The organism is Pseudomonas sp. NFX1, assembly GCF_051123555.1.
GTDB lineage: Bacteria > Pseudomonadota > Gammaproteobacteria > Pseudomonadales > Pseudomonadaceae > Aquipseudomonas > Aquipseudomonas capeferrum.
On sequence record NZ_CP169366.1, the window covers coordinates 2675327 to 2696569 of the forward strand.

A 21243-nucleotide genomic window follows, 5' to 3' on the forward strand; every position below is an offset into this window, starting at 1 on the left:
TCGCAGCCTCTCGACTTTCCGCTCATGGCGTCGCCAGGGCGAAGCGCCTACCCTGCGCACCTCGAGACTCGAGTACGCTCAGCACATAGAGAGTTAAACCGCATGCCCACCCGTTCCAAGATCATCTATACCTTCACCGACGAAGCCCCTGCCCTCGCCACCTACTCGCTGCTGCCGATCGTCGAAGCGTTCACCGCCTCGGCCGACATCGCCGTCGAAACTCGCGACATTTCCCTGGCTGGCCGTATCCTCGCGGCTTTCCCGGAGCAACTGGGCGCCGAGAAGCAAGTAGGCGATCACTTGGCGGAACTGGGCCAACTGGCTACCACCCCTGAAGCCAACATCATCAAGCTGCCAAACATCAGCGCCTCGGTACCGCAGCTCAAGGCCGCGATCAAGGAACTGCAAGGCAAAGGCTTCAACATCCCCGACTACGCCGACGAGCCGTCCACCGAGGCCGAGAAAGAATCCCGCGCCCGCTACGACCGCATCAAGGGCAGCGCCGTCAACCCGGTACTGCGCGAAGGCAACTCCGACCGCCGCGCCCCGCTGTCGGTCAAGAACTACGCACGCAAGCACCCGCACAAGATGGGCGCCTGGGCTGCCGACTCGCAGTCGCACGTTGCCCACATGACCCAAGGCGACTTCTACGGCAGCGAAAAGGCCGCGCTGATCGAGGCTGACGACAGCCTGCGCATCGAGCTGGTCGGCAAAGACGGCACCACCACCGTTCTGAAAGCCAAGACTGCGGTCAAAGCTGCCGAGATCGTCGACTGCGCCACCATGAGCCGCAAGGCCCTGCAAGCCTTCATCGCCGAGCAGATCGCCGATGCCAAGGCCTCTGGCGTGCTGCTGTCGGTGCACCTGAAAGCCACCATGATGAAGGTCTCCGACCCGATCATGTTCGGCGTCATCGTCGAAGCGTTCTACAACGACGTGCTGGCCAAGCACGCCGCCGCACTGGCTGAAGTGGGCTTCAACGCCAACAACGGCATCGGCGACCTGTACGCCCGCATCAAGGACCTGCCAGCTGACAAGCAGGCCGAGATCGAAGCCGACATCCAGGCCCTGTACGCCGTTCGCCCGGCCCTGGCCATGGTCAACTCCGACAAAGGCATCACCAACCTGCACGTGCCGAGCGACGTCATCGTCGACGCCTCGATGCCGGCCATGATCCGTGACTCGGGCAAGATGTGGAACACCGCTGGTGAGCTGCAGGACGCCAAGGCGATCATCCCGGACCGCTGCTACGCCGGCATCTACCAGGCCACCATCGAAGACTGCAAGGCCAACGGCGCCTTCGACCCGACCACCATGGGCAGCGTACCGAACGTCGGCCTGATGGCGCAGAAAGCCGAAGAGTATGGCTCCCACGACAAGACCTTCCAGATCCAGGCCGATGGCGTGGTGCGTGTGGTCGACGGCAAAGGCCAGGTCGTGCTGCAGCAGAACGTCGAAGCGGGTGACATCTTCCGCATGTGCCAGACCAAGGACGCGCCGATCCAGGACTGGGTCAAGCTGGCCGTCAACCGTGCCCGCCTGAGCAACACCCCGGCGGTGTTCTGGCTGGACCCAGCGCGCGCCCACGACGGCGTGATGATCGAGAAGGTGCAACAGTACCTGAAGGATCACGACACCACCGGCCTGGACATCCGTGTCCTGGCACCGGTCGACGCCATCAAGTTCTCCCTGGCCCGCATCCGCGAAGGCAAGGACACCATTTCGGTGACCGGCAACGTGCTGCGCGACTACCTGACCGACCTGTTCCCGATCATGGAGCTGGGCACCAGCGCCAAGATGCTGTCGATCGTGCCGCTGATGAACGGCGGTGGTCTGTTCGAAACCGGCGCTGGCGGTTCGGCACCCAAGCACGTGCAGCAGTTGGTCGAAGAGAACTTCCTGCGTTGGGACTCGCTGGGTGAGTTCCTGGCCCTGGCCGCTTCCCTGGAGCACCTGGGCAACACCTACGACAACCCGCGCGCCAAGGTCCTGGCCAACACCCTGGACCAGGCTACCGGCAAGTTCCTCGACACCAACAAGTCGCCTTCGCGCAAAGTCGGTGGCATCGACAACCGCGGCAGCCACTTCTACCTGACCCTGTACTGGGCCGAAGCCCTGGCCGCCCAGGCTGACGACGCCGCCCTGCAGGCGCGCTTCGCCCCGCTGGCTAAAACCCTGGCCGAGAACGAAGCGACCATCGTCGCCGAGCTCAACGCCGTTCAGGGCAAGCCGGCCGACATCGGTGGCTACTACGCCACGGATGCCGAGCTGACCGCCAAGGTGATGCGCCCAAGCCAGACCTTCAACAGCGCCATTGCCGCCCTGTAAGGTTCGCTTGATGTAACACCACAAACCCCGGCCACGCACCGGGGTTTGTGCTTTTTAGCCGCAAACTGCAAGCCACAAGTCAAAGCAGCCCGCGTACTGCTTCGACTTGTGGCTTGCAGCTTGAAACTTGCTACTTAGGGAGAGCATCGACCGTGTCTTGGCAACCCCATATCACCGTCGCCACCGTCGTCGAGCACGAGGGCAAATTCCTCTTCGTCGAAGAGTTCAAAGCTGGCCAGCATGTCTTCAACCAGCCCGCTGGCCACCTGGAACCCAACGAAACCCTGCCCCAGGCCGCCCTGCGCGAAACCCTCGAAGAAACCGCCTGGGAAGTCGAACTGACCGGAGTGGTCGGCATCTACCTGTACACCGCACCCAGCAATGGTGTGACCTACCAGCGCATCTGCTTCGCCGCACGCCCGGTGCGCCATCACGCCGACCTGGGGCTGGACAGCGACATCGTCCGCGCCGTCTGGCTGACCCGCGATGAACTGCTGGCCGACCCCACCCGCTGGCGCAGCGAGCTGGTGCCGCGCTGCCTCGACGACTACCTGGCCGGCCCGCTGCACAGCCTCGCCCTGCTGCGCGACTGACGCGCGGCCTCGGGTTTGATAGAATCGGCGTTTTTCCCCTCTGATACACATCGGTAGCCATGACCAGCCCAGCACTCAAAGACCCCGCCAAGACCCGCGTCATCGTCGGCATGTCCGGCGGCGTGGACTCTTCCGTCTCCGCCCTTCTGCTCATGGAGCAGGGCTACCAGGTGGAAGGGCTGTTCATGAAAAACTGGGAAGAGGACGACGGCACCGAATACTGCACCGCCCGCGAAGACCTGGCCGACGCCCAGGCCGTGTGCGACCGCATCGGCATCAAGCTGCACACCGCCAACTTCGCCGCCGAGTACTGGGACCACGTGTTCGAGCACTTCCTCGAAGAATACAAGGCAGGCCGCACGCCCAACCCCGACATCCTCTGCAACCGCGAAATCAAGTTCAAGGCGTTTCTCGACTACGCCCTGTCGCTGGGTGCCGACCTGATCGCCACCGGCCACTACGTGCGCCGCCGCGACACCGGTGAGCTCACCGAGCTGCTCAAGGGCCTGGACCCGAACAAGGACCAGAGCTACTTCCTGCATGCCGTCGGCGGCAAGGAAATCGCCCGCACCCTGTTCCCGGTCGGCGAACTGGAAAAACCCGAAGTTCGCGCCATTGCCGAAAAGCACGGCCTGGCCACGGCCAAGAAAAAGGACTCCACCGGTATCTGCTTCATTGGCGAGCGCCGCTTCAGCGACTTCCTCAAGCAGTACCTGCCGGCCCAGCCAGGTGAAATCCAGACCACCGACGGCGAAGTCATCGGCCGCCATCATGGCCTGATGTACCACACCATCGGCCAGCGCCAGGGCCTGGGTATCGGCGGCCTCAAGGATGCCGGTGACGAGCCGTGGTACGTGCTCGACAAAGACCTCTCGCGCAACGTGCTGGTGGTCGGTCAGGGCAATGAGCACCCGTGGCTGTTCTCCCGCGCCCTGCTGGCCTCGGACATCTACTGGGTCAACCCTGTCGACCTGTCCAGCCCACGCCGCCTGACTGCCAAGGTGCGCTACCGCCAGGGCGACCAGGGTTGCACCCTTGAGCGCAGCGAAAACGGCTACCGCGCGGTGTTCGACGAGCCGCAGCGGGCCGTGACGCCCGGCCAGTCGGTGGTGTTCTACGACGGCGAGGTATGCCTGGGTGGCGGCGTGATCGAGACCGCCGAGCCCTGGAGCCCGCGCGCATGAGCAACCTGCAGGAGCAATTGATTGCCCTGGGCGGTGTGTTCCAGGCCGCCGTGCTGGTCGACCGCATCGCCCGCACCGGTCAGGCCAGCGAGGCCAACATCGGCTGCATGCTGGGCAGCCTGCTGGTACGCGACCCCAAGGACACCCTGGAGGTGTTCGGCGGTGACGACCTCAACCTGCGCGACGGTTACCGCGCCCTGGTCGGCGCGCTCGAGCGCGACCCCAGCAGCCTGCAGCGCGAGCCACTGCGCTATGCCCTGTCGATGCTGGGCCTGGAACGCCAGCTGGCCAAGCGCGGCGACCTGCTCGACACCATCGGCAACCGCCTGCCGCAGATCCAGTCGCAGGCCGACCATTTCGGCCTGGTTCATGAAAACGTCATCGCTTCCAGTGGAGCCTTGTACCAGGACACCCTGAGCACTTTGCGCCAGCGTATTCAGGTACACGGCGACATGCGCTTCCTGCAGCAGCCCAGCAACGCCTCGAAGATCCGCGCCCTGCTGCTGGCCGGCATCCGCGCCGCGCGACTGTGGCGCCAACTGGGCGGCCATCGCTGGCAGTTGGTGTTCAGCCGCCGCAAGCTGCTCAACGAACTGTACGACATGATGCGCACGCCGTCCTGAAGAAAAACGCCGGACCTGTAGGAGCGGCCTTGCGTCGCGAAAGAGCTGCACAGCAGCCCCAGAATCGCCGCCCCAGCATAGATTGCCGGGGCCGCTGCGCAGCCCTTTCGCGACGCAAGGCCGCTCCTACAGGCATTTTTCATGTATGATATGCGCCCTTCCAAAAGCCTGACTGTCCGAGAACACCCCATGCAGCTTTCCTCGCTCACTGCGGTTTCCCCTGTAGACGGCCGTTATGCCGGCAAAACCCAGGCCTTGCGCCCCATTTTCAGCGAATACGGCCTGATCCGTTTCCGCGCCCTGGTCGAAGTACGCTGGTTGCAGCGCCTGGCCGCCCACCCGCAAATCGGCGAAGTGCCGGCGTTCTCCGCCGAAGCCAACGCCGTGCTGGACACCCTGGCCACCGATTTCAAACTTGAGCACGCCGAACGCGTCAAGGAAATCGAGCGCACCACCAACCACGACGTCAAGGCCATCGAGTACCTGCTCAAGGAGCAGGCTGCCCAGCTGCCTGAGCTGGCCAAGGTCAGCGAGTTCATCCACTTCGCCTGCACCAGCGAGGACATCAACAACCTGTCCCACGCCCTGATGCTGCGCGCCGGCCGTGACGAAGTGCTGCTGCCGCTGATGCGCCAGATCGCCGACGCCATCCGCGCCCAGGCCCACGCCCTGGCCGACGTGCCGATGCTGTCGCGCACCCACGGCCAACCGGCTTCGCCGACCACCCTGGGTAAAGAGCTGGCCAACGTCGTGTACCGCCTGGAGCGCCAGATCGCCCAGGTGGCAGCCGTGCCGCTGCTGGGCAAGATCAACGGCGCCGTAGGCAACTACAACGCCCACCTGTCGGCCTATTCGCAGATCGACTGGGAAGCCAACGCCCGCGCCTTCATCGAAGACGAGCTGGGCCTGCAGTTCAACCCGTACACCACCCAGATCGAGCCGCACGACTACATTGCCGAGCTGTTCGATGCGATCGCCCGCTTCAACACCATCCTCATCGACTTCGACCGCGATGTGTGGGGCTACATCTCCCTGGGCTACTTCAAGCAGAAGACCGTCGCGGGCGAAATCGGCTCGTCGACCATGCCGCACAAGGTCAACCCGATCGACTTCGAAAACTCCGAAGGCAACCTGGGTATCGCCAACGCGCTGTTCCAGCACTTGGCCAGCAAGCTGCCGATCTCGCGCTGGCAGCGTGACCTGACCGACTCCACCGTGCTGCGCAACCTGGGCGTGGGCTTCGCGCACAGCGTCATCGCCTACGAAGCCAGCCTCAAGGGCATCGGCAAGCTGGAAGTCAACACCGCACGCATCGCCGCCGACCTGGACGCCTGCTGGGAAGTGCTGGCCGAGCCGATCCAGACGGTCATGCGCCGCTTCAACATCGAAAACCCCTACGAGAAGCTCAAAGAGCTGACCCGTGGCAAGGGCATCACCCCTGAAGCGCTGCTGACCTTCATCGACGGCCTGGACATGCCAGCCGACGCCAAGGCCGAGCTCAAGCTGCTGACCCCTGCTACCTACATCGGTAACGCGGCAGCACAGGCCAAACGCATCTAAGCTGACCGTCGCGTTCAACGCCCGGCTTAGCCGGGCGTTTTTATTCCCGGACGAAAATTACGTTTTTTCAATAGGTTGAACATGAATCCTGATACTCCACTGCAGCTGCTGGGCGGCCTCTCTGCCCGCGAATTCATGCGCGACTACTGGCAGAAGAAGCCCCTGCTGGTACGCCAGGCCTTCCCCGACTTCATCAGCCCCATCGAACCCGACGAACTGGCCGGCCTGGCGCTGGAAGAAGAAGTCGAATCGCGCCTGGTGCTCGAACACGGCGAACGCCCTTGGGAACTGCGTCGCGGCCCGTTCGAGGAGGATGTCTTCGCCACCCTGCCCGAGCGTGACTGGACCTTGCTGGTACAGGCCGTGGACCAGTTCGTCCCGGAAGTAGCCGAACTGCTGCAAGAATTCCGTTTCCTGCCCAGCTGGCGCATCGACGATGTGATGGTCAGCTTCGCTGCCCCCGGTGGCAGCGTCGGCCCGCACTTCGACAACTACGACGTGTTCCTGCTGCAAGGCCACGGCAAGCGCAACTGGAAGATCGGCCAGATGTGCAACAGCGACAGCCCGCTGATCGAGCACGCCGACCTGCGCATCCTGGCCGACTTCGAACAGAGCGGTGAGTGGACCCTGGAGCCCGGTGACATGCTCTACCTGCCGCCGCGTCTGGCCCACTACGGCGTAGCCGAGGACGACTGCCTGACCTACTCGGTCGGTTTCCGTGCCCCGAGCGCTGCCGAAGTGCTGACCCACTTCACCGACTTCCTCGGCCAGTTCCTGCCGGACGAAGAGCGCTACAGCGACGCCGACGCGCAGCCGGTCAGCGACCCACACCAGATCCAGCACGATGCCCTCGACCGCCTCAAGGGCCTGCTCGACAAGCACATGGGTGACAAGGACCTGCTGCTGACCTGGTTCGGCCAGTTCATGACCGAGCCGCGCTACCCGGAGCAGGTGGTGGGTGAAGAGCTGAACGAGAAAGAGCTGATCGAAGCCCTTGAGGATGGCGCCATCCTGATCCGTAACCCTAGTGCGCGCATGGCCTGGTCCGAGCTCAACGACGACCTGATGCTGTTCGCCAGCGGCCGTAGCTGCCCGCTGCCTGCCAAGCTGCGTGAGCTGTTGAAGCTGGTCTGTGCGGCGGACGCGTTACACATCGAAAACCTTGCAGAGTGGTTGGAGGATGAAGATGGCCTTATGCTGGTACAGCAACTGATCAAACAAGGAAGCCTGGGATTCGCCAATGAATAAGATTCGTGTGCGCCTCGCCGACTGGCATAAGGACAACGCCGACATCCGGCGTATCCGTGAAGCGGTGTTCATTGCCGAACAGCACGTACCGCCGGAGCTAGAGTGGGACTCGGACGATCCGACTGCGGTGCACTTCCTGGCCCTGGAGGGTGACTACCCGATCGGTACCGCCCGCCTGCTGCCCGACGGCACTATCGGCCGAGTATCGGTACTCAAGGACTGGCGCGGGCTGAAGGTGGGCGATGCGCTGATGAATGCGGTCATCATCGAAGCCCAGCAGCGCGACCTGAAGCAGCAGACACTCAGTGCCCAGGTGCACGCCACGCCGTTCTACGAGCGCCTGGGCTTTCGCGTCGTCAGCGAAGAGTTCCTTGAAGCCGGCATCCCGCATGTGGACATGGTGCGCGACTCTCGCGAAATCGCCTGATCCCTAAGCGCTTGCCTGCACTGCCCCGCGAAAGGGGCAGCGCAGGCAAAACATCTCGACTGACAAAACCTGTACATCCATCCAGATAAAACTTGCCTCTGCGCCCCTGCTTGCGCATCCTAGGGCCCATCACCCCCGATGAAGCGTTTGCGGCCATGCGCCTGTTCCTCTGCGAAAAACCCTCCCAGGCAAAAGACATCGCCAAAGTACTCGGCGCCACTCGCAAGGCCGACGGCTGCTGGCAAGGCACCGATGTCTGCGTGACCTGGTGCATCGGCCACCTGCTCGAAACCGCCCCGCCCGACAGTTACGACGAACGCTACAAGCGCTGGAACCTCGCCGACCTGCCGATCATTCCCGAAAAATGGAAGATGCTGGTCAAACCCAAGACCGCCAGCCAGTTCAAGGCCGTCAAGCGCCTGCTCGGCGAGGCGCGCGAACTGGTGATCGCCACCGACGCCGACCGCGAAGGCGAGATGATCGCCCGCGAACTGGTCGAGCACTGCCGTTACCGCGGGCCGATCCAGCGTTTGTGGCTGTCGGCACTCGACGATGCCTCCATCCGCAAGGCCCTGGCGCGCCTGCTGCCCGGCCACGAGACGTTCAGTCTTTACCACTCGGCGCTGGGCCGCTCCCGCGCCGACTGGCTGATCGGCATGAACATGAGCCGGCTGTTTACCCTGCTCGGCCGCCAGTCCGGCTACCAAGGGGTGCTGCCGGTAGGCCGGGTGCAGACGCCGACCCTGCGGCTGGTGGTGGACCGTGATCGCAGCATCGCCGACTTCGTGCCGGTGCCGTTCTGGGCCATCGACGTGCAACTCGAACATGCCGGCCAAGGCTTCAATGCCCAATGGCGAGCCCCGGAGGACGCCTGTGACGACCAGGGCCGGTGCCTCAACCCGGCCTTGGCGCAACAGGCTGCCGCCGACATGAATAATGCAGGCACGGCCCGAGCGGTCAAGGTGGCGACAGAACGCGTGCGCGAAGCTGCCCCCCTGCCCTTCGACCTGGGCACCCTGCAAGAGCTGTGCTCGAAAAAATTTGGCCTCGGCGCCCAGGAAACCCTCGACATCGCCCAGGCCCTGTACGAAACCCACAAGCTGATCACCTACCCGCGCAGCGACTGCGGCTACCTGCCACTGAGCCAGCACGCCGAGGCGCCCGCCATTCTCGCAGCGTTGCAGCGCGCCGATGCCAGCCTTGCGCCGCTGCAGCCTCACCTTGAGCCCCAGCGCCGCTCGCGTGCCTGGAACGATGCCAAGGTCAGTGCCCACCACGGCATCATTCCCACAGCAGCAGCCAGCGACCCCGCGCGCCTGCCCGCCAAGTACAAGGCGGTCTACACCTTGATCCGTGCCCGTTACCTGGCGCAGTTTCTGCCCAACCACGAGTACGACCGCACCCAGGCCGATTTCGACTGTGCAGGCCATGCCCTGCGCGCCGTGGGCAAGCAGATCGTCGAGCCTGGCTGGCGGCGTGCCTTGCCCGAGGCATTGACCCCGGCCAAAGGCCGCGAGGCAGCGCCAGCCCAGGTCCTGCCAGCCCTGCGCGAAGGCCAGGACTGCAACGTACAAGGCCTGCAGCTGAAGGACATGTGGACCCAGCCGCCCAAACCCTTCACCGAAGGCGACCTGATCAAGGCGATGAAGAACGTCGCCAAACTGGTAGATGACCCTCGGCTGAAACAGAAGCTCAAGGAAACCACCGGCATCGGCACCGAAGCGACCCGGGCCAGCATCATCCAGGGCCTGCTCGACCGCGGCTACCTGGTCAAGCATGGCAAGGCCTTGGCCGCGACGCCTGCGGCCTTCAGCCTGATCGACGCCGTGCCACGCGCCATCGCCGACCCCGGCACCACGGCAATCTGGGAGCAGGCCCTGGACATGGTGCAGAGCGGTGAAATGAGTCTGGAAGAGTTCGTCGCTCGGCAGTCGGCCTGGATGGGCAAGCTGGTTGAACGCTGCAGCGGCATGCGCATGACCATCACAGGGCCGGCAGCCGGCGCCGCGCCCCCCTGGAAAAAGAAGCGTCGGGGCGGTGGGAAAGGCAAAACCACCGCAAGCAAGGCGGCCGCAGGCAAGCCAAGGCAACCGAGGAAAAAGGCGGCAACCTGAACCCTTGCAATGCCAAAACCACAAAAGCCGACAAACAAACTGGCGCCGTGAAATTTACCTGCTAAATTTTCATGAAAATAATCATAAAAATTTTCATGAGGCCCCGGCATGTTCAAGCAATCCGCGCAACACATTGCCACCTACTACGCCCAGACCTACCCCACCCCTATTCCTCTACGCCCTACTCTGCAAGGCCGACACGACACCGAAGTGCTGATTGTCGGCGCCGGGTTCAGCGGCCTGCACACCGCCCTGCGCCTGGTCATGGCCGGCAAGCAAGTGATGCTGCTGGAAGCCAGCCGCGTGGCCTGGGCCGCGTCCGGGCGCAACGGTGGCCAGGCGTTGCTGGGCTGGTCATGCGACATGCCGCCGTTGGAAAAAGCCTTAGGCATCGAACGCACTAGGCGCTTGTGGGACAGCATGTGCTGGGCCGCCGATGAAATGCGTGAACTGCCGCAACGCCACGGTTTCGATGTCGACTACCGGCTTGGCAGCTTGTGGACCGCCGTGCTGCCACGGCGGGTGAAGATGCTTGAAGAAGCCCTGCATGACGCCCAGGCCAAGTGGGGCTATGACGCCCTGCGCCTGATTGGCCGCGATGAGCTGCCTCAGTGGATCGACAGCCCGCGCTACCAGGCTGCGCTGTATGACGCCAAAGGTGCACACCTCAACCCGCTCAAGCTGGCCCAGGGCCTGGCCAGCACTATCGAGGCTGCCGGCGGGCACATCTTCGAGCAAAGCCAGGTGCTCGACTACCAGCAGACCGGCAACGGTTATGTCACCCGCACCGACCATGGCGAGGTGCACAGCCAGGCCCTGGTGCTGGCCTGCAACGCCTACATCGACCGCCTCGACCCGGCACTGTCGCGCCGTTTGCTGCCCGCTGGCTCCTACCAGGTAACGACCGCGCCACTGGAAGCCGACGTCGCCAAATCATTACTGCCGCGCAACAGCTGCGTGATCGACAACCAGTTCGTGCCCGACTATTTCCGCCTTACCCCCGACAACCGCCTGCTGTTCGGCGGCGGCTGCACCTACCTGGGCGGCATCCCCAAGGACGTGGCCGGCGCCACCCGCCCCTACCTTGAACGGGTGTTCCCGCAATTGGCTGGGGTGGCCATCGACTTTGCCTGGGGCGGCCACATCGACTGCAGCATCCAGCGCACGCCCGACATCGGCCGTGACGGCCAGCGCTATTGGTTGCAGGGTTTCTCCGGCCATGGCGTGCTGCCGACCCTGGCTGGGGCGCGGGCCGTCAGCGATGCGATCCTCGGTAACGACGACCTGCTGACGCTGTACCAAGGCATCGACAACGGTCGCTTCCCTGGCGGCGACTTGATGGCCGCACCGCTGGAGGCCGCGGCCAAAGCCTGGTACAGGTTGCGCGACCATGTCTGATGAAGTTCAAACACTGGCGGTGCTGATCCGCGACCTGCGCAAGCACCGCGGGCTGACGCTTGACGAGCTGGCCGGCAAGGTCAAGCGCTCACTGGGCTTTCTCTCGCAGGTCGAGCGCGGCCTGTCGCGGCCGACCGTGGCCGACCTGACGGCCATCAGCGAAGCCCTGCACGTACCGACCACCTACTTCTACCAGGCCGGCCAGCCACGCCCGCTGGACTGGGTCACCCGGCCCGGCGAACGGCGCACGATCTACTACGCCGAAGGCATCAGCGACGTGCTGGTATCGCCCACCCTCAATGGCGGCTTCTCCATGCTCGAAAGCCACCTGGCGCCTGGCGCCAGCAGTGGCGAGGGGCACCTGAACGACAGTTCCGAGCAAGGCGGCTTCGTCCTCGAAGGCGAGCTGACGCTTTGGCGCGAAGGCCACGCCGAGGCGGTAACGCTGCGGCGCAACGACAGCTTTCAGCTCCCCCCGCACAACCAGTTCCGCTACGCCAACCTGACCGACCAGATGACCCGGGTCCTCTGGGTCTTCCGATGAGAGCACAGCATGACCATCACCACAGGTTTTCCCGATCTGCTCAGTGAAGTACGCGCGTTCCGTGCCCGCTACCCCGACGTACGCCACGTCGACCTGCTGAGCCTGGATATCCCCGGGCATTTCTACGGCAAGCGCTACCCCATCGACATGCTGGAAAAGGTCGCCGCCGGCAGCCCGCTGAAACTCCCACAGAACTGCGTGCTGCTGGGGGTACAGGGCGGGTTGTTCCCGATTGGCGACTATTGCTTCAACGACGGCGACCCGGATGCCCTGCGCCGCCTGATCCCCGGCACGCTCAAGCCGGTCAGTTGGGAACGCGAGCCGCTGGGGCAGATGCTGATCAGCTCTGACGGCACCGCCGCGCCCATCGAGTTCGAGCCACGGGAGGTGCTCGCCCGCGTGTTGCAGCGCCTGGCCCGGCGTGGCATTCGCCCAGTGGTGGCGTTCGAACTGGAGTTCTACCTGTTTGAGCGGGCACTCAAGGAAGGCCTGCCGCAGTTTCCGCGCGACCCGTTCAGCGATGACCCGGACGATCAGCCCAACATGCATATCGAGCGGCTGTCGCGTTTCAGCGACGTGCTGCGCGACATGGTCGAAACGGCCAACGCGCAGGGCGTCGACGCCAACGTCATCACGGCGGAATTGGGGCCGGGCCAGTTCGAGATCAATTTCGGCCACTGCGACGACGGCCTGCGCGCCGCCGACTGGGCAGCCCTGTTCTGCCGCAGCACCCGTGGCGTGGCGCTCAAGCATGGCCTGCGCGCCTCGTTCATGAGCAAACCCTACCTGCAAGCCCCGGGCAGCGGCATGCATGTGCATGTGAGCCTCTATGGCAACGACGGCAACAACCTGCTGGCCGCCGACGGGCAGCGCCCGCTGCGCCATGCGGTGGCAGGTTGCCTGGCGACCCTGCCGCACTGCATGCCGATCTTTGCCGCCAACCACAATGCATTTCGCCGCTATGGCGCCATGGTCAACGCTGCCAGCCGTGCGAGCTGGGGCTTCGAGGACCGCGATGCGTGCATCCGCATTCCCGAGTCCGATGCGCGCAATTTACGCATCGAGCATCGTCTGGCGGGTGCCGACGCCAACCCGTACCTGGTGCTGGCGGCGATCCTGTGTGGCATGGAGCATGGGCTGGATGCGGCGCGGGAGCCGATTGCGCCGCTGAACGAAGACCGTGGCAGCGGTATCGACTTCCCGAAGGACATGCTCAGTGCCGTAACCGCGATGCGCAATCACCCGGCGGTGAATGAGGGGCTGGGCGAAGAGTTCGTGATGGTGTATTGCGAGAACAAGCGTCAGGACCATCTGGCGTTCATGCAGGAGGTCAGTGCCAGAGAATATCGATGGTTCCTGTAATGACTTGATTGTCAGTGCTGGCCCTTTCGCGGGGCCAGCCCGCTCCCACTACAATCTCCAACCTTGTGGGAGACCTGTGGGAGCGGGCTTGCCCCGCGAAAGGGCCGGTACTGACAAGACCAAAATCTCTCCTATTCTCAATAGCTCACTTGGCAATCCCCCTGCACAGAGGAGCCGCGACCATGAGCTACGTAACCACGAAGGATGGCGTTCAGATCTTCTACAAGGACTGGGGCCCGCGCGATGCGCCGGTCATCCACTTCCACCACGGCTGGCCGCTGAGTGCCGACGACTGGGACGCCCAGCTGCTGTTTTTCCTGGCCGAGGGCTTTCGCGTGGTCGCCCACGACCGCCGCGGCCATGGGCGCTCCAGCCAGGTGTGGGACGGCCATGACATGGACCACTACGCCGACGACGTGGCGGCCGTTGTCGAACATCTGGGCATCCAGGGCGCGGTGCATGTAGGCCACTCGACCGGCGGCGGCGAAGTGGTGCGCTACATGGCGCGCTACCCCGGCGACAAGGTCGCCAAGGCGGTACTGATTGCCGCCGTGCCACCGCTGATGGTGCAAACACCTGCCAACCCGGGCGGCCTGCCCAAGTCGGTGTTCGACGGCTTCCAAGCCCAGGTGGCAGATAACCGGGCGCAGTTCTACCGCGACGTGCCGACAGGGCCTTTTTATGGCTACAACCGGCCTGGCGTCGAACCTGCTGAAGGCATCATCGGCAACTGGTGGCGCCAGGGCATGATCGGCAGCGCCAAGGCGCACTACGACGGCATCGTTGCGTTCTCGCAGACTGACTTCACCGAAGACCTGAAGGGCATCAACCAACCGGTTCTGGTGATGCATGGCGACGATGACCAGATCGTGCCCTACGAGAATTCCGGCCCGTTGTCAGCTAAGTTGCTGCCTAACGGCACGCTGAAGACTTACAAAGGCTACCCGCACGGCATGCCCACCACCCATGCCGATGTGATCAATGCCGATTTGCTGGCGTTCATCCGCAGCTGAGGCGGTGCCAGTGCGGGCCCCTCTGGCGGCGGGTCTACCCGCGAGAGGGCCCGCACTGGCAACACCCACTCGTCAGGATTACCATGTCCCACTTCTAGCGCGGCCGTTTGCCGCACCCTTGCCTCCCTGCCTGCCAGATACCAATGCCCTTCGAACTCACCGTAGAACCCCTCACGCTGCTGATCCTGGCCCTGGTCGCCTTCGTCGCCGGTTTCATCGACGCCATCGCCGGCGGTGGTGGCCTGCTCACCACGCCGGCATTACTGACGGCCGGCATGCCACCGCACCTGGTGCTGGGCACCAACAAGCTCAGCTCCACATTTGGCTCGGCCACCGCCGGTTTCACCTACTACAAGCGCAAACTGTTCCACCCTGCGCAGTGGCGCCCGGCACTGTTCGCCACCCTGGTCGGCGCCTCGCTGGGCGCAGTGATCGCCCACTACCTGCCCGCCGAATGGCTGAACAAGATGCTGCCGGTGGTGGTCTTCGCCTGCGGGGTCTACCTGCTGTTCGGCGGCACGCCGAAGGCACCGCTGGATGCCGATGCGCCGATCAAGAAGAAATGGCAAGTGCCGCAAGGCTTCACCCTGGGCTTCTACGATGGCGTGGCCGGCCCCGGGACCGGCGCGTTCTGGACCGTGAGCACCCTGCTGCTGTACCCCATCGACCTGGTACGCGCCAGCGGCGTGGCACGCAGCATGAACTTCGTCAGCAACATCGCGGCGCTGACAGTATTCATCATTTCCGGCCAGGTGGACTACATCGTCGGCCTGGCCATGGGCCTGTCGGTGATGGTCGGCGCCTTCTTCGGCGCACGCACGGCGATCAGCGGCGGCAGCAAGTTCATCCGCCCGGTGTTCATCACCGTGGTGCTGGCCTTGACCGTGCGCCTAGCGTGGCAGCACTGGTTCGGGCAGGCCTAGACGCCGAGCCACATACAGGTCGATCAGGTAGCGGGCGATGGAACGCCCGGCCGGCAGCGGCGGCAGGTCGTGCACGCTGAACCACTGGGCGTCTTCGATCTCGTCCGGTTGCATCACAATCTCCCCGCCCGCGTACTCGGCATGGAAGCCCAGCATCATCGAATGGGGGAACGGCCAGCACTGGCTGCCAACGTACTGGATGTTCTGCACCTCGACCGCCACCTCTTCACGCACCTCGCGTACCAGGCAGTCCTCGGCCGACTCGCCTGGCTCGGCAAAGCCCGCCAGGGTGCTGTAGACACCGGTGACAAAACGCGGCGAGCGCGCCAGCAGAATCTCGTCACCGCGGGTGACCAGCACGATCATGCTCGGCGAAATGCGTGGGTAGCTGCGCAGGTCGCACGGCTGGCAATACATTGCCCGCTCCCAACGGATTTGCGTCATCGCCTGGCCGCAACTGCCGCAAAAACGGTGTTCGCGGGCCCAGGTGCCGATCTGCGCGGCGTAGCCCAGCACCTTGTACAGGTCGAAGTCGCCTTCAAGCATGAACGCACGCAACCCACGCCAGGCACACCCCGGCACCTCGGTGGCGGTGCGCAGTTCGAGCAGGAACACCGGCTGGCCATCGAAGTGACCGATGCCATGTTCGCACAGCACATCCAGGTCCTGGCGCTTGAGCCACTCGCGGGGGAACAGCGCGCCGTTGTCGTCCACCAGGAACCCGCCCGGGCTGCGGGCGACGGCCCAGCCCCCGGTGATCTGCGGGTCGAGTACTGCGGTAGTCCAGCGTGCTGACATGTTGGGGGTTCCTTGCTGAGCGCCCCCCGAGCTGTCAGTCGGCGAACGTCGGTTTCTGTTTGCTCATGTGCGCCGCCACCGCCACGCGCAGGTCTTCGGACTGCAGCATCGCAGCGTTCCAGGTGGCGATGTATTCGAGGCCATCGTCAATGCGATGGTCACGCATGTAGCTGAGCATTTCCTTGGTGCCGGCCACGGCGATCGGCGATTTTGCGGCAATCTCGCGGGCAATGGCAAAGACCCCGTCGAGCAGCGCGGCCTGATCATCATAGACGCGGTTGACCAGGCCTATGCGCAGCGCCTCATCGGCCTCGACGTTGCGCCCGGTGAATGCCAGCTCACGCATCATGCCGTCGCCGATGATACGTGGCAAACGTTGCAGCGTGCCGACATCGGCGGCCATGCCCATGTCGATTTCCTTGATCGAGAACTGCGCATCCTGGCTGCAGTAGCGCATGTCGCACGCCGAGATGAGGTCGATGGCGCCCCCAATGCAGTAGCCCTGCACCGCCGCCAGCACCGGTTTGCGGCATTTGTCCACGGCGTTGAACGAGCCCTGCAGGCGCAGGATGGTACTGCGCAGGAAGCGCGCATTACGACCGACGTCCTTGCCCATCTGGCCAGCGAGCGAGGCCAGCATCATCAAGTCGATGCCGGCGGAAAAATGCTTGCCCGCACCGCTGATGACCACGGCACGCACGGCATCGGTGTCGTCAACCCACTGGAAGATGTCGATGATCTCTTCCCAGAAGGCCGCGTTCATCGCGTTGACCTTTTCCGGGCGGTTGATCTGAACGTGGGCGATATTATCGGTCAGTTCGACCTTGAATGCGCTGTACTCGGTCACGTGCGGCACTCCTGAGGGTAAAGGGTTCATAGCGCAGGATGGTAACCCAGCCGCGAGGCCGCACTTGTGCCAAAAACGGGACTGCACACCTTGCCTAAGGCGGCCCGATCCGGCACCGTGCGGCATTGCCGAATTATAAGGATACATATTCATGTCACGCTCCGTGGCCGGCGCGCTCGCGCACAATTTCCTGGGCCAGTCACCGCTCTGGTACAAGGCCGTCATCGGCCTGTTCCTGGTGCTCAACCCGTTGCTGCTGCTGACTGCAGGCCCGGTCACGGCGGGCTGGGTGCTGGTGATCGAATTCATCTTCACCCTGGGCATGGCGCTCAAGTGCTACCCGCTGATGCCTGGCGGTTTGTTGCTGGTTGAAGCACTGCTGCTGGAGATGACCACGCCTCAGGCGCTGTACGAAGAACTGCAGCACAACTTCCCGGTGATCCTGCTGCTGATGTTCATGGTTGCCGGTATTCACTTCATGAAGGAACTGCTGCTGTTCCTGTTCTCGCGGATCCTGCTTGGCGTGCGCTCGAAAGCGCTGCTGTCGGTCCTGTTCTGCGTGCTGTCGGCGTTTCTCTCGGCCTTTCTCGATGCCCTGACGGTTACCGCGGTGATCATCAGCGCTGCGGTAGGCTTCTACGCGGTCTTTCACCGTGTCGCCTCCGGGGCCAACCCGCGCGAAGACAGCGCGCTCGACAGCGACCAGCAGATCCCCCAACTGCACCGTGAAGACCTCGACCAGTTCCGCGCCTTCCTGCGCAGCCTGCTGATGCACGGTGCGGTCGGTACCGCGCTGGGCGGCGTGTGCACGCTGGTGGGCGAACCGCAGAACCTGTTGATCGGCCATGAGATGGGTTGGCACTTCGCCGACTTCTTTTTCAAGGTCGCGCCCGTGTCGTTGCCGGTGCTCGGCGCCGGGCTGCTGACCTGTGTGCTGCTGGAAAAACTGCGCCTGTTCGGCTACGGCACGCTGATGCCCGAGCGCGTACGCCAGGTGCTGGCCGCCTACGCCGCCGAAGACGATGCCGCGCGCACCGCGGCACAGCGAGCCGCGCTGTGGGTGCAAGGCAGCGCCGCGCTGATTCTGATCATCTGCCTGGGCCTGCACATTGCCGAGGTTGGCCTGGTGGGCCTGCTGGTGATCGTGCTGATCACCGCGTTTACCGGCATTACCGATGAACACCGCCTGGGCCGTGCCTTCCAGGACGCCATGCCGTTCACCGCGCTGCTGGTGGTGTTTTTCGCCGTGGTCGCGGTGATCCATCAACAGCAGCTGTTCAGCCCGCTGATCGCCTGGGTACTGGCGCTACCCGCCGAACAACAACCCGGCATGCTGTACCTGGCCAACGGTTTGCTGTCGGCGATCAGCGACAACGTGTTTGTCGCTACCATCTACATTACCGAGGTCAAGCAGGCGTTTCTCAATGGTGGCATGAGCCGCGAGCATTTCGAGACGCTGGCGGTGGCGATCAACACCGGTACCAACCTGCCGAGCGTGGCGACCCCAAATGGGCAGGCGGCGTTCTTGTTTCTGCTGACCTCGGCGGTTGCGCCGCTGATCCGGCTGTCGTATGGCCGAATGGTGTGGATGGCCTTGCCTTATACCGTGGTCATGGGTGGGCTGGGGTGGTGGGCGGTGACTTACTGGCTGTGAGGGCCTGGCTTGGGTTTTGCTGCGTCTGCGCGATCGAGCGCCGCCCGCACGGCGCTCGATCTCATAAGCGCTGCAATCCTAAAGACAAACATCCCACACCCAACCCGATACAACTTTTGCCGCCAACCCGCATCGAATCACAGTAAGTCCCCATCCGCTTCAAGGAGGTTCGCCATGGCGATGCGCTCGGCACTGTTGCTTTCCTGCATGACCCTTGCCCTGATCGGTTGCGCCGGGTCCAACGACGAACACAAGACGCCCCCCACCACGCAGCAGGTCGACCTGCAACGCTACCAAGGCACCTGGTACGAGCTGGCGCGCCTGCCGATGTTCTTCCAGCGCAACTGCGTGCAGTCCGAAGCGCATTACGGCCTGCGCGAGGACGGTCGCATCGACGTCAACAACCGCTGCAAGGAAAAGGACGGCCAATGGAATGAAGCCAAGGGCATCGCCGAAGCCCAGCAGCCAGGTAAGACCGACAAGCTCTGGGTGCAGTTCGACAACTGGTTCAGCCGCCTGGCACCGGGCCTGACCAAGGGTGACTACTGGGTGCTTTACCACGACAAGGACTACCGCGTAGCCCTGGTCGGGCATCCGAACCGCGAGTACCTGTGGCTGCTTTCGCGCACCCCGGCGGTCACCGACCAGGAGCGCGAACAGCTGCTGTCGATAGCCCGCAAGCAAGGCTATGACACCAGCAAACTGATCTGGCGCCAGGAGGGCTAGCCCGCCGCACGGCTGCTCGTCGACGACGCGGGGCAATCAAGCTAAGGTGTGCGCCCCGCATCCCCTCGAAGGAACGAGCCGTTGATCACCTGCCACGTCAAATACACCGTCGACCCTTACCAGCTGCCAGCGTTCGAGGCCTATTCGCGCCTGTGGATGGGCGTGGTTACGCGCATGGGCGGCAAGCACCACGGCTACTTCCTGCCTGCCGAAGGCGCCAACAATGTTGCCTACTGCCTGTTCAGTTTTCCCAGCCTGGCGGCCTACGAGCAATACCGCAAACAGGCCGAGACCGACCCCGAATGCATCGCCGCGGTGGCCCTGGCCACTGAGCAACGGTTTATCCTCAGCTATGAGCGCAGCTTCCTCAAGCCACTGCTCGAGCCGCGCATTCGCTCACTTGCCCTGTGTGTGTTCCATCACCAGGGCAAGATCCTGGTCAACGTCTTCGATGACCCTGTGACCCAACGGACGCTGTGCCGACCGCTCGGTGGCGGCATCGAGTTTGGTGAACGGGGCAGTGCAGCCATCGCCCGGGAAATCGAAGAAGAACTGGGGCAGTCGATCAGCGATGTGCGCTTGCTTGGTACGCTCGAGAGCCTGTTCACCTATGCCGGTGCACCGGGGCATGAGATTGTGCAGGTATTCGATGCCCGCTTCGATGATGCCAGCCTGTACCAGCAGCCTTGGCTGGAAGGCCGCGAATCCAACGGCAACCCTTTTCGCGCCAAGTGGTGCGACAGCGCCGACTTCGACAGTATCGGCCCGCTTGTCCCCGAAGGGTTGCAAGCCATGCTGCGCGACCTGTCGCTGTTCGGTTGAACTGAAGGAGGCAGATCATGGACCTGCTGTTTCTAGGCACCAGTGCCGGTGTGCCGACCAAGGCCCGCAACGTCAGTGCCACCGCCGTGATCGAAGCCAGCGGCAGCCACTGGTACCTGGTCGATTGCGGCGAAGGCACGCAACACCGGCTACTGCACACGCCGTTATCGATACGCGACCTGCGCGGCATCTTCATCACCCACGTTCATGGCGACCATTGCTTCGGCCTGCCGGGCTTGCTGGCCAGTGCCGGAATGAGCGGGCGTACCCAGCCGCTGGACCTGATCCTGCCCGCTGCGCTGCATGATTGGGTGAGGCTGAGCCTGGCTGCCAGCGACAGCTACCTGCCTTTCGAAGTGCGCCTGCTGGCAGTAGAGAGCCTGGCTGACTGGCGTAGCGAGACGCTGCAGGTCAGTACCGTGCAGCTGTCGCATCGGGTGCCGAGCGTTGGCTTCGTGTTTACCGAGCTCAACCCTGAGCCGCGCCTGGACGTGCAACGCCTGGATGCCGAAGGCATCCCTCGCGGGCCGTTGTGGGGCGACTTGGCCAAGGGGCTGTCGGTGGAACATGAGGGGCGAACCCTGCACGGGCATGACTACCAGCGCGCGTCGCGAGCGGCACGGCGAGTGATTGTGTGCGGTGACAACGACAGGCCCGAGCTGCTGGCGGAGGTCGCCAAGGGCGTGGATGTCCTGGTGCATGAGGCGACCTTCACCCAGGCGATCGTCGAACGCACGGGGGCTACATTCGGCCATAGCACGGCGGCGCAAGTGGCACGGTTTGCCGAGGCTGCGGGGGTACGTAACCTGGTGCTGACGCATTTCAGTGCGCGGTATCAGAGTGATTCGCGGCGTAGTCCATCCATTGATGATGTTCGGGTCGAGGCGCTGGCCCATTACAACGGGCATTTGACCTTGGCGCGGGACCTGCAGCGGTATCACATTGGGCGCGATGGGTGTCTGGTGGCGGTTGGGTAGATTGGGGTTGGGCTGACAGGTGCATGCCGTTGGGGGTGTGGCGCCCATGAGATCGGGCGCCGCCCGCGCGGCGCTCGATCTCATGGGCGCTGAAACCTCAAA

Annotated in this window: 19 protein-coding genes and 1 pseudogene; 18 read left to right on the forward strand and 2 right to left on the reverse strand. The window is 63.9% G+C overall.

The annotated features are described in order from the left end of the window. Positions 1–102 precede the first annotated feature (102 nt). The 13 genes from DJ563_RS12055 (at position 103) to DJ563_RS12115 (ending at position 15317) form a co-directional block, all read left to right on the forward strand. Complete coding sequence (locus DJ563_RS12055) at positions 103–2328, forward strand: NADP-dependent isocitrate dehydrogenase (RefSeq protein ID WP_274098600.1); 2226 nt, start codon at positions 103–105, stop codon at positions 2326–2328. Between the two features lie 152 nt (positions 2329–2480). Further along, positions 2481–2921, forward strand: coding sequence for an NUDIX hydrolase (locus tag DJ563_RS12060; RefSeq protein ID WP_274098599.1), 441 nt, complete (start codon positions 2481–2483; stop codon positions 2919–2921). A gap of 59 nt (positions 2922–2980) precedes the next feature. Beyond that, positions 2981–4105 carry a tRNA 2-thiouridine(34) synthase MnmA gene (gene mnmA / locus DJ563_RS12065; RefSeq protein ID WP_274098598.1) on the forward strand — a complete coding sequence of 375 codons (1125 nt, stop codon included), beginning with the start codon at positions 2981–2983 and terminating at the stop codon, positions 4103–4105. After that, positions 4102–4728, forward strand: a complete 627-nt coding sequence (gene hflD, locus DJ563_RS12070; protein WP_047581833.1) for a high frequency lysogenization protein HflD — start codon at positions 4102–4104, stop codon at positions 4726–4728. Before mnmA ends, hflD begins: the two co-directional genes overlap by 4 nt. Positions 4729–4917: 189 nt before the next feature. Next, positions 4918–6288, forward strand: a complete 1371-nt coding sequence (gene purB / locus DJ563_RS12075) for an adenylosuccinate lyase (protein ID WP_033699922.1) — start codon at positions 4918–4920, stop codon at positions 6286–6288. An 81-nt stretch (positions 6289–6369) separates the two neighbouring features. After that, on the forward strand, positions 6370–7536 hold the full coding sequence (locus DJ563_RS12080; protein WP_274098597.1) for a cupin domain-containing protein: 1167 nt from the start codon (positions 6370–6372) through the stop codon (positions 7534–7536). Next, on the forward strand, positions 7529–7963 hold the full coding sequence (locus DJ563_RS12085; RefSeq protein WP_033696724.1) for a GNAT family N-acetyltransferase: 435 nt from the start codon (positions 7529–7531) through the stop codon (positions 7961–7963). The genes DJ563_RS12080 and DJ563_RS12085 overlap by 8 nt, the downstream gene beginning before the upstream one ends. Positions 7964–8118: 155 nt before the next feature. Continuing rightward, positions 8119–10077: a DNA topoisomerase III gene (locus DJ563_RS12090; protein WP_274098607.1), complete on the forward strand. Its 1959-nt coding sequence runs from the start codon at positions 8119–8121 to the stop codon at positions 10075–10077. A 108-nt stretch (positions 10078–10185) separates the two neighbouring features. Next, positions 10186–11475 carry an NAD(P)/FAD-dependent oxidoreductase gene (locus tag DJ563_RS12095; RefSeq protein ID WP_434519593.1) on the forward strand — a complete coding sequence of 430 codons (1290 nt, stop codon included), beginning with the start codon at positions 10186–10188 and terminating at the stop codon, positions 11473–11475. Next, complete coding sequence (locus tag DJ563_RS12100) at positions 11468–12019, forward strand: helix-turn-helix domain-containing protein (protein WP_434519594.1); 552 nt, start codon at positions 11468–11470, stop codon at positions 12017–12019. The genes DJ563_RS12095 and DJ563_RS12100 overlap by 8 nt, the downstream gene beginning before the upstream one ends. A 15-nt stretch (positions 12020–12034) precedes the next feature. Then, positions 12035–13381: a glutamine synthetase family protein gene (locus tag DJ563_RS12105; RefSeq protein WP_434519720.1), complete on the forward strand. Its 1347-nt coding sequence runs from the start codon at positions 12035–12037 to the stop codon at positions 13379–13381. A gap of 182 nt (positions 13382–13563) precedes the next feature. Further along, positions 13564–14394, forward strand: a complete 831-nt coding sequence (locus DJ563_RS12110) for an alpha/beta fold hydrolase (protein ID WP_274098595.1) — start codon at positions 13564–13566, stop codon at positions 14392–14394. A 143-nt stretch (positions 14395–14537) separates the two neighbouring features. Continuing rightward, positions 14538–15317: a TSUP family transporter gene (locus DJ563_RS12115; protein ID WP_274098594.1), complete on the forward strand. Its 780-nt coding sequence runs from the start codon at positions 14538–14540 to the stop codon at positions 15315–15317. On the opposite strand, the gene nudC is transcribed toward DJ563_RS12115, so the two are convergent. Then, positions 15285–16115 (reverse strand): NAD(+) diphosphatase, encoded by an 831-nt coding sequence (gene nudC / locus DJ563_RS12120; protein ID WP_274098593.1) that lies wholly within the window; start codon positions 16113–16115, stop codon positions 15285–15287. The genes DJ563_RS12115 and nudC overlap by 33 nt on opposite strands. A gap of 34 nt (positions 16116–16149) precedes the next feature. Continuing rightward, a complete protein-coding gene (locus DJ563_RS12125) occupies positions 16150–16962 on the reverse strand; it encodes a crotonase/enoyl-CoA hydratase family protein (protein WP_047581826.1) in 813 nt (270 codons plus the stop codon). Between the two features lie 151 nt (positions 16963–17113). On the opposite strand from DJ563_RS12125, the gene nhaB reads away from it, so the two are divergent. The 5 genes and pseudogenes from nhaB to DJ563_RS12150 all read left to right on the forward strand — a co-directional run bounded on the left by nhaB (position 17114) and on the right by DJ563_RS12150 (position 21141). Then, the gene (gene nhaB / locus DJ563_RS12130) at positions 17114–18616 is read left to right on the forward strand and encodes a sodium/proton antiporter NhaB (protein WP_033696714.1); all 1503 of its coding nucleotides are present in this window, start codon (positions 17114–17116) and stop codon (positions 18614–18616) included. 174 nt (positions 18617–18790) lie between these two features. Further along, positions 18791–19342 (forward strand): lipocalin family protein, encoded by a 552-nt coding sequence (locus DJ563_RS12135; protein ID WP_077068357.1) that lies wholly within the window; start codon positions 18791–18793, stop codon positions 19340–19342. An 81-nt stretch (positions 19343–19423) separates the two neighbouring features. Then, positions 19424–19723, forward strand: a pseudogene (locus DJ563_RS12140) (NIPSNAP family protein); the annotation flags it as partial. Continuing rightward, positions 19718–20164, forward strand: coding sequence for an NUDIX hydrolase (locus DJ563_RS12145; protein WP_434519721.1), 447 nt, complete (start codon positions 19718–19720; stop codon positions 20162–20164). The pseudogene DJ563_RS12140 and the gene DJ563_RS12145, both read left to right, overlap by 6 nt. 17 nt (positions 20165–20181) lie before the next feature. Continuing rightward, positions 20182–21141 carry an MBL fold metallo-hydrolase gene (locus DJ563_RS12150; RefSeq protein ID WP_434519595.1) on the forward strand — a complete coding sequence of 320 codons (960 nt, stop codon included), beginning with the start codon at positions 20182–20184 and terminating at the stop codon, positions 21139–21141. The last annotated feature ends 102 nt before the right edge of the window (positions 21142–21243 follow it).

Bases quoted from the DNA above. Each gene is read 5' to 3' on its own strand.
- DJ563_RS12110 (WP_274098595.1), top strand. From the start codon at position 13,564: ATGAGCTACGTAACCACGAAGGATGGCGTTCAGATCTTCTACAAGGAC.
- hflD (WP_047581833.1), top strand. From the start codon at position 4,102: ATGAGCAACCTGCAGGAGCAATTGATTGCCCTGGGCGGTGTGTTCCAG.
- DJ563_RS12150 (WP_434519595.1), top strand. From the start codon at position 20,182: ATGGACCTGCTGTTTCTAGGCACCAGTGCCGGTGTGCCGACCAAGGCC.
- DJ563_RS12115 (WP_274098594.1), top strand. From the start codon at position 14,538: ATGCCCTTCGAACTCACCGTAGAACCCCTCACGCTGCTGATCCTGGCC.
- DJ563_RS12100 (WP_434519594.1), top strand. From the start codon at position 11,468: ATGTCTGATGAAGTTCAAACACTGGCGGTGCTGATCCGCGACCTGCGC.
- DJ563_RS12090 (WP_274098607.1), top strand. From the start codon at position 8,119: ATGCGCCTGTTCCTCTGCGAAAAACCCTCCCAGGCAAAAGACATCGCC.
- mnmA (WP_274098598.1), top strand. From the start codon at position 2,981: ATGACCAGCCCAGCACTCAAAGACCCCGCCAAGACCCGCGTCATCGTC.
- DJ563_RS12085 (WP_033696724.1), top strand. From the start codon at position 7,529: ATGAATAAGATTCGTGTGCGCCTCGCCGACTGGCATAAGGACAACGCC.
- nudC (WP_274098593.1), bottom strand. From the start codon at position 16,115: ATGTCAGCACGCTGGACTACCGCAGTACTCGACCCGCAGATCACCGGG.
- purB (WP_033699922.1), top strand. From the start codon at position 4,918: ATGCAGCTTTCCTCGCTCACTGCGGTTTCCCCTGTAGACGGCCGTTAT.
- DJ563_RS12135 (WP_077068357.1), top strand. From the start codon at position 18,791: ATGGCGATGCGCTCGGCACTGTTGCTTTCCTGCATGACCCTTGCCCTG.
- DJ563_RS12095 (WP_434519593.1), top strand. From the start codon at position 10,186: ATGTTCAAGCAATCCGCGCAACACATTGCCACCTACTACGCCCAGACC.
- nhaB (WP_033696714.1), top strand. From the start codon at position 17,114: ATGTCACGCTCCGTGGCCGGCGCGCTCGCGCACAATTTCCTGGGCCAG.
- DJ563_RS12055 (WP_274098600.1), top strand. From the start codon at position 103: ATGCCCACCCGTTCCAAGATCATCTATACCTTCACCGACGAAGCCCCT.
- DJ563_RS12080 (WP_274098597.1), top strand. From the start codon at position 6,370: ATGAATCCTGATACTCCACTGCAGCTGCTGGGCGGCCTCTCTGCCCGC.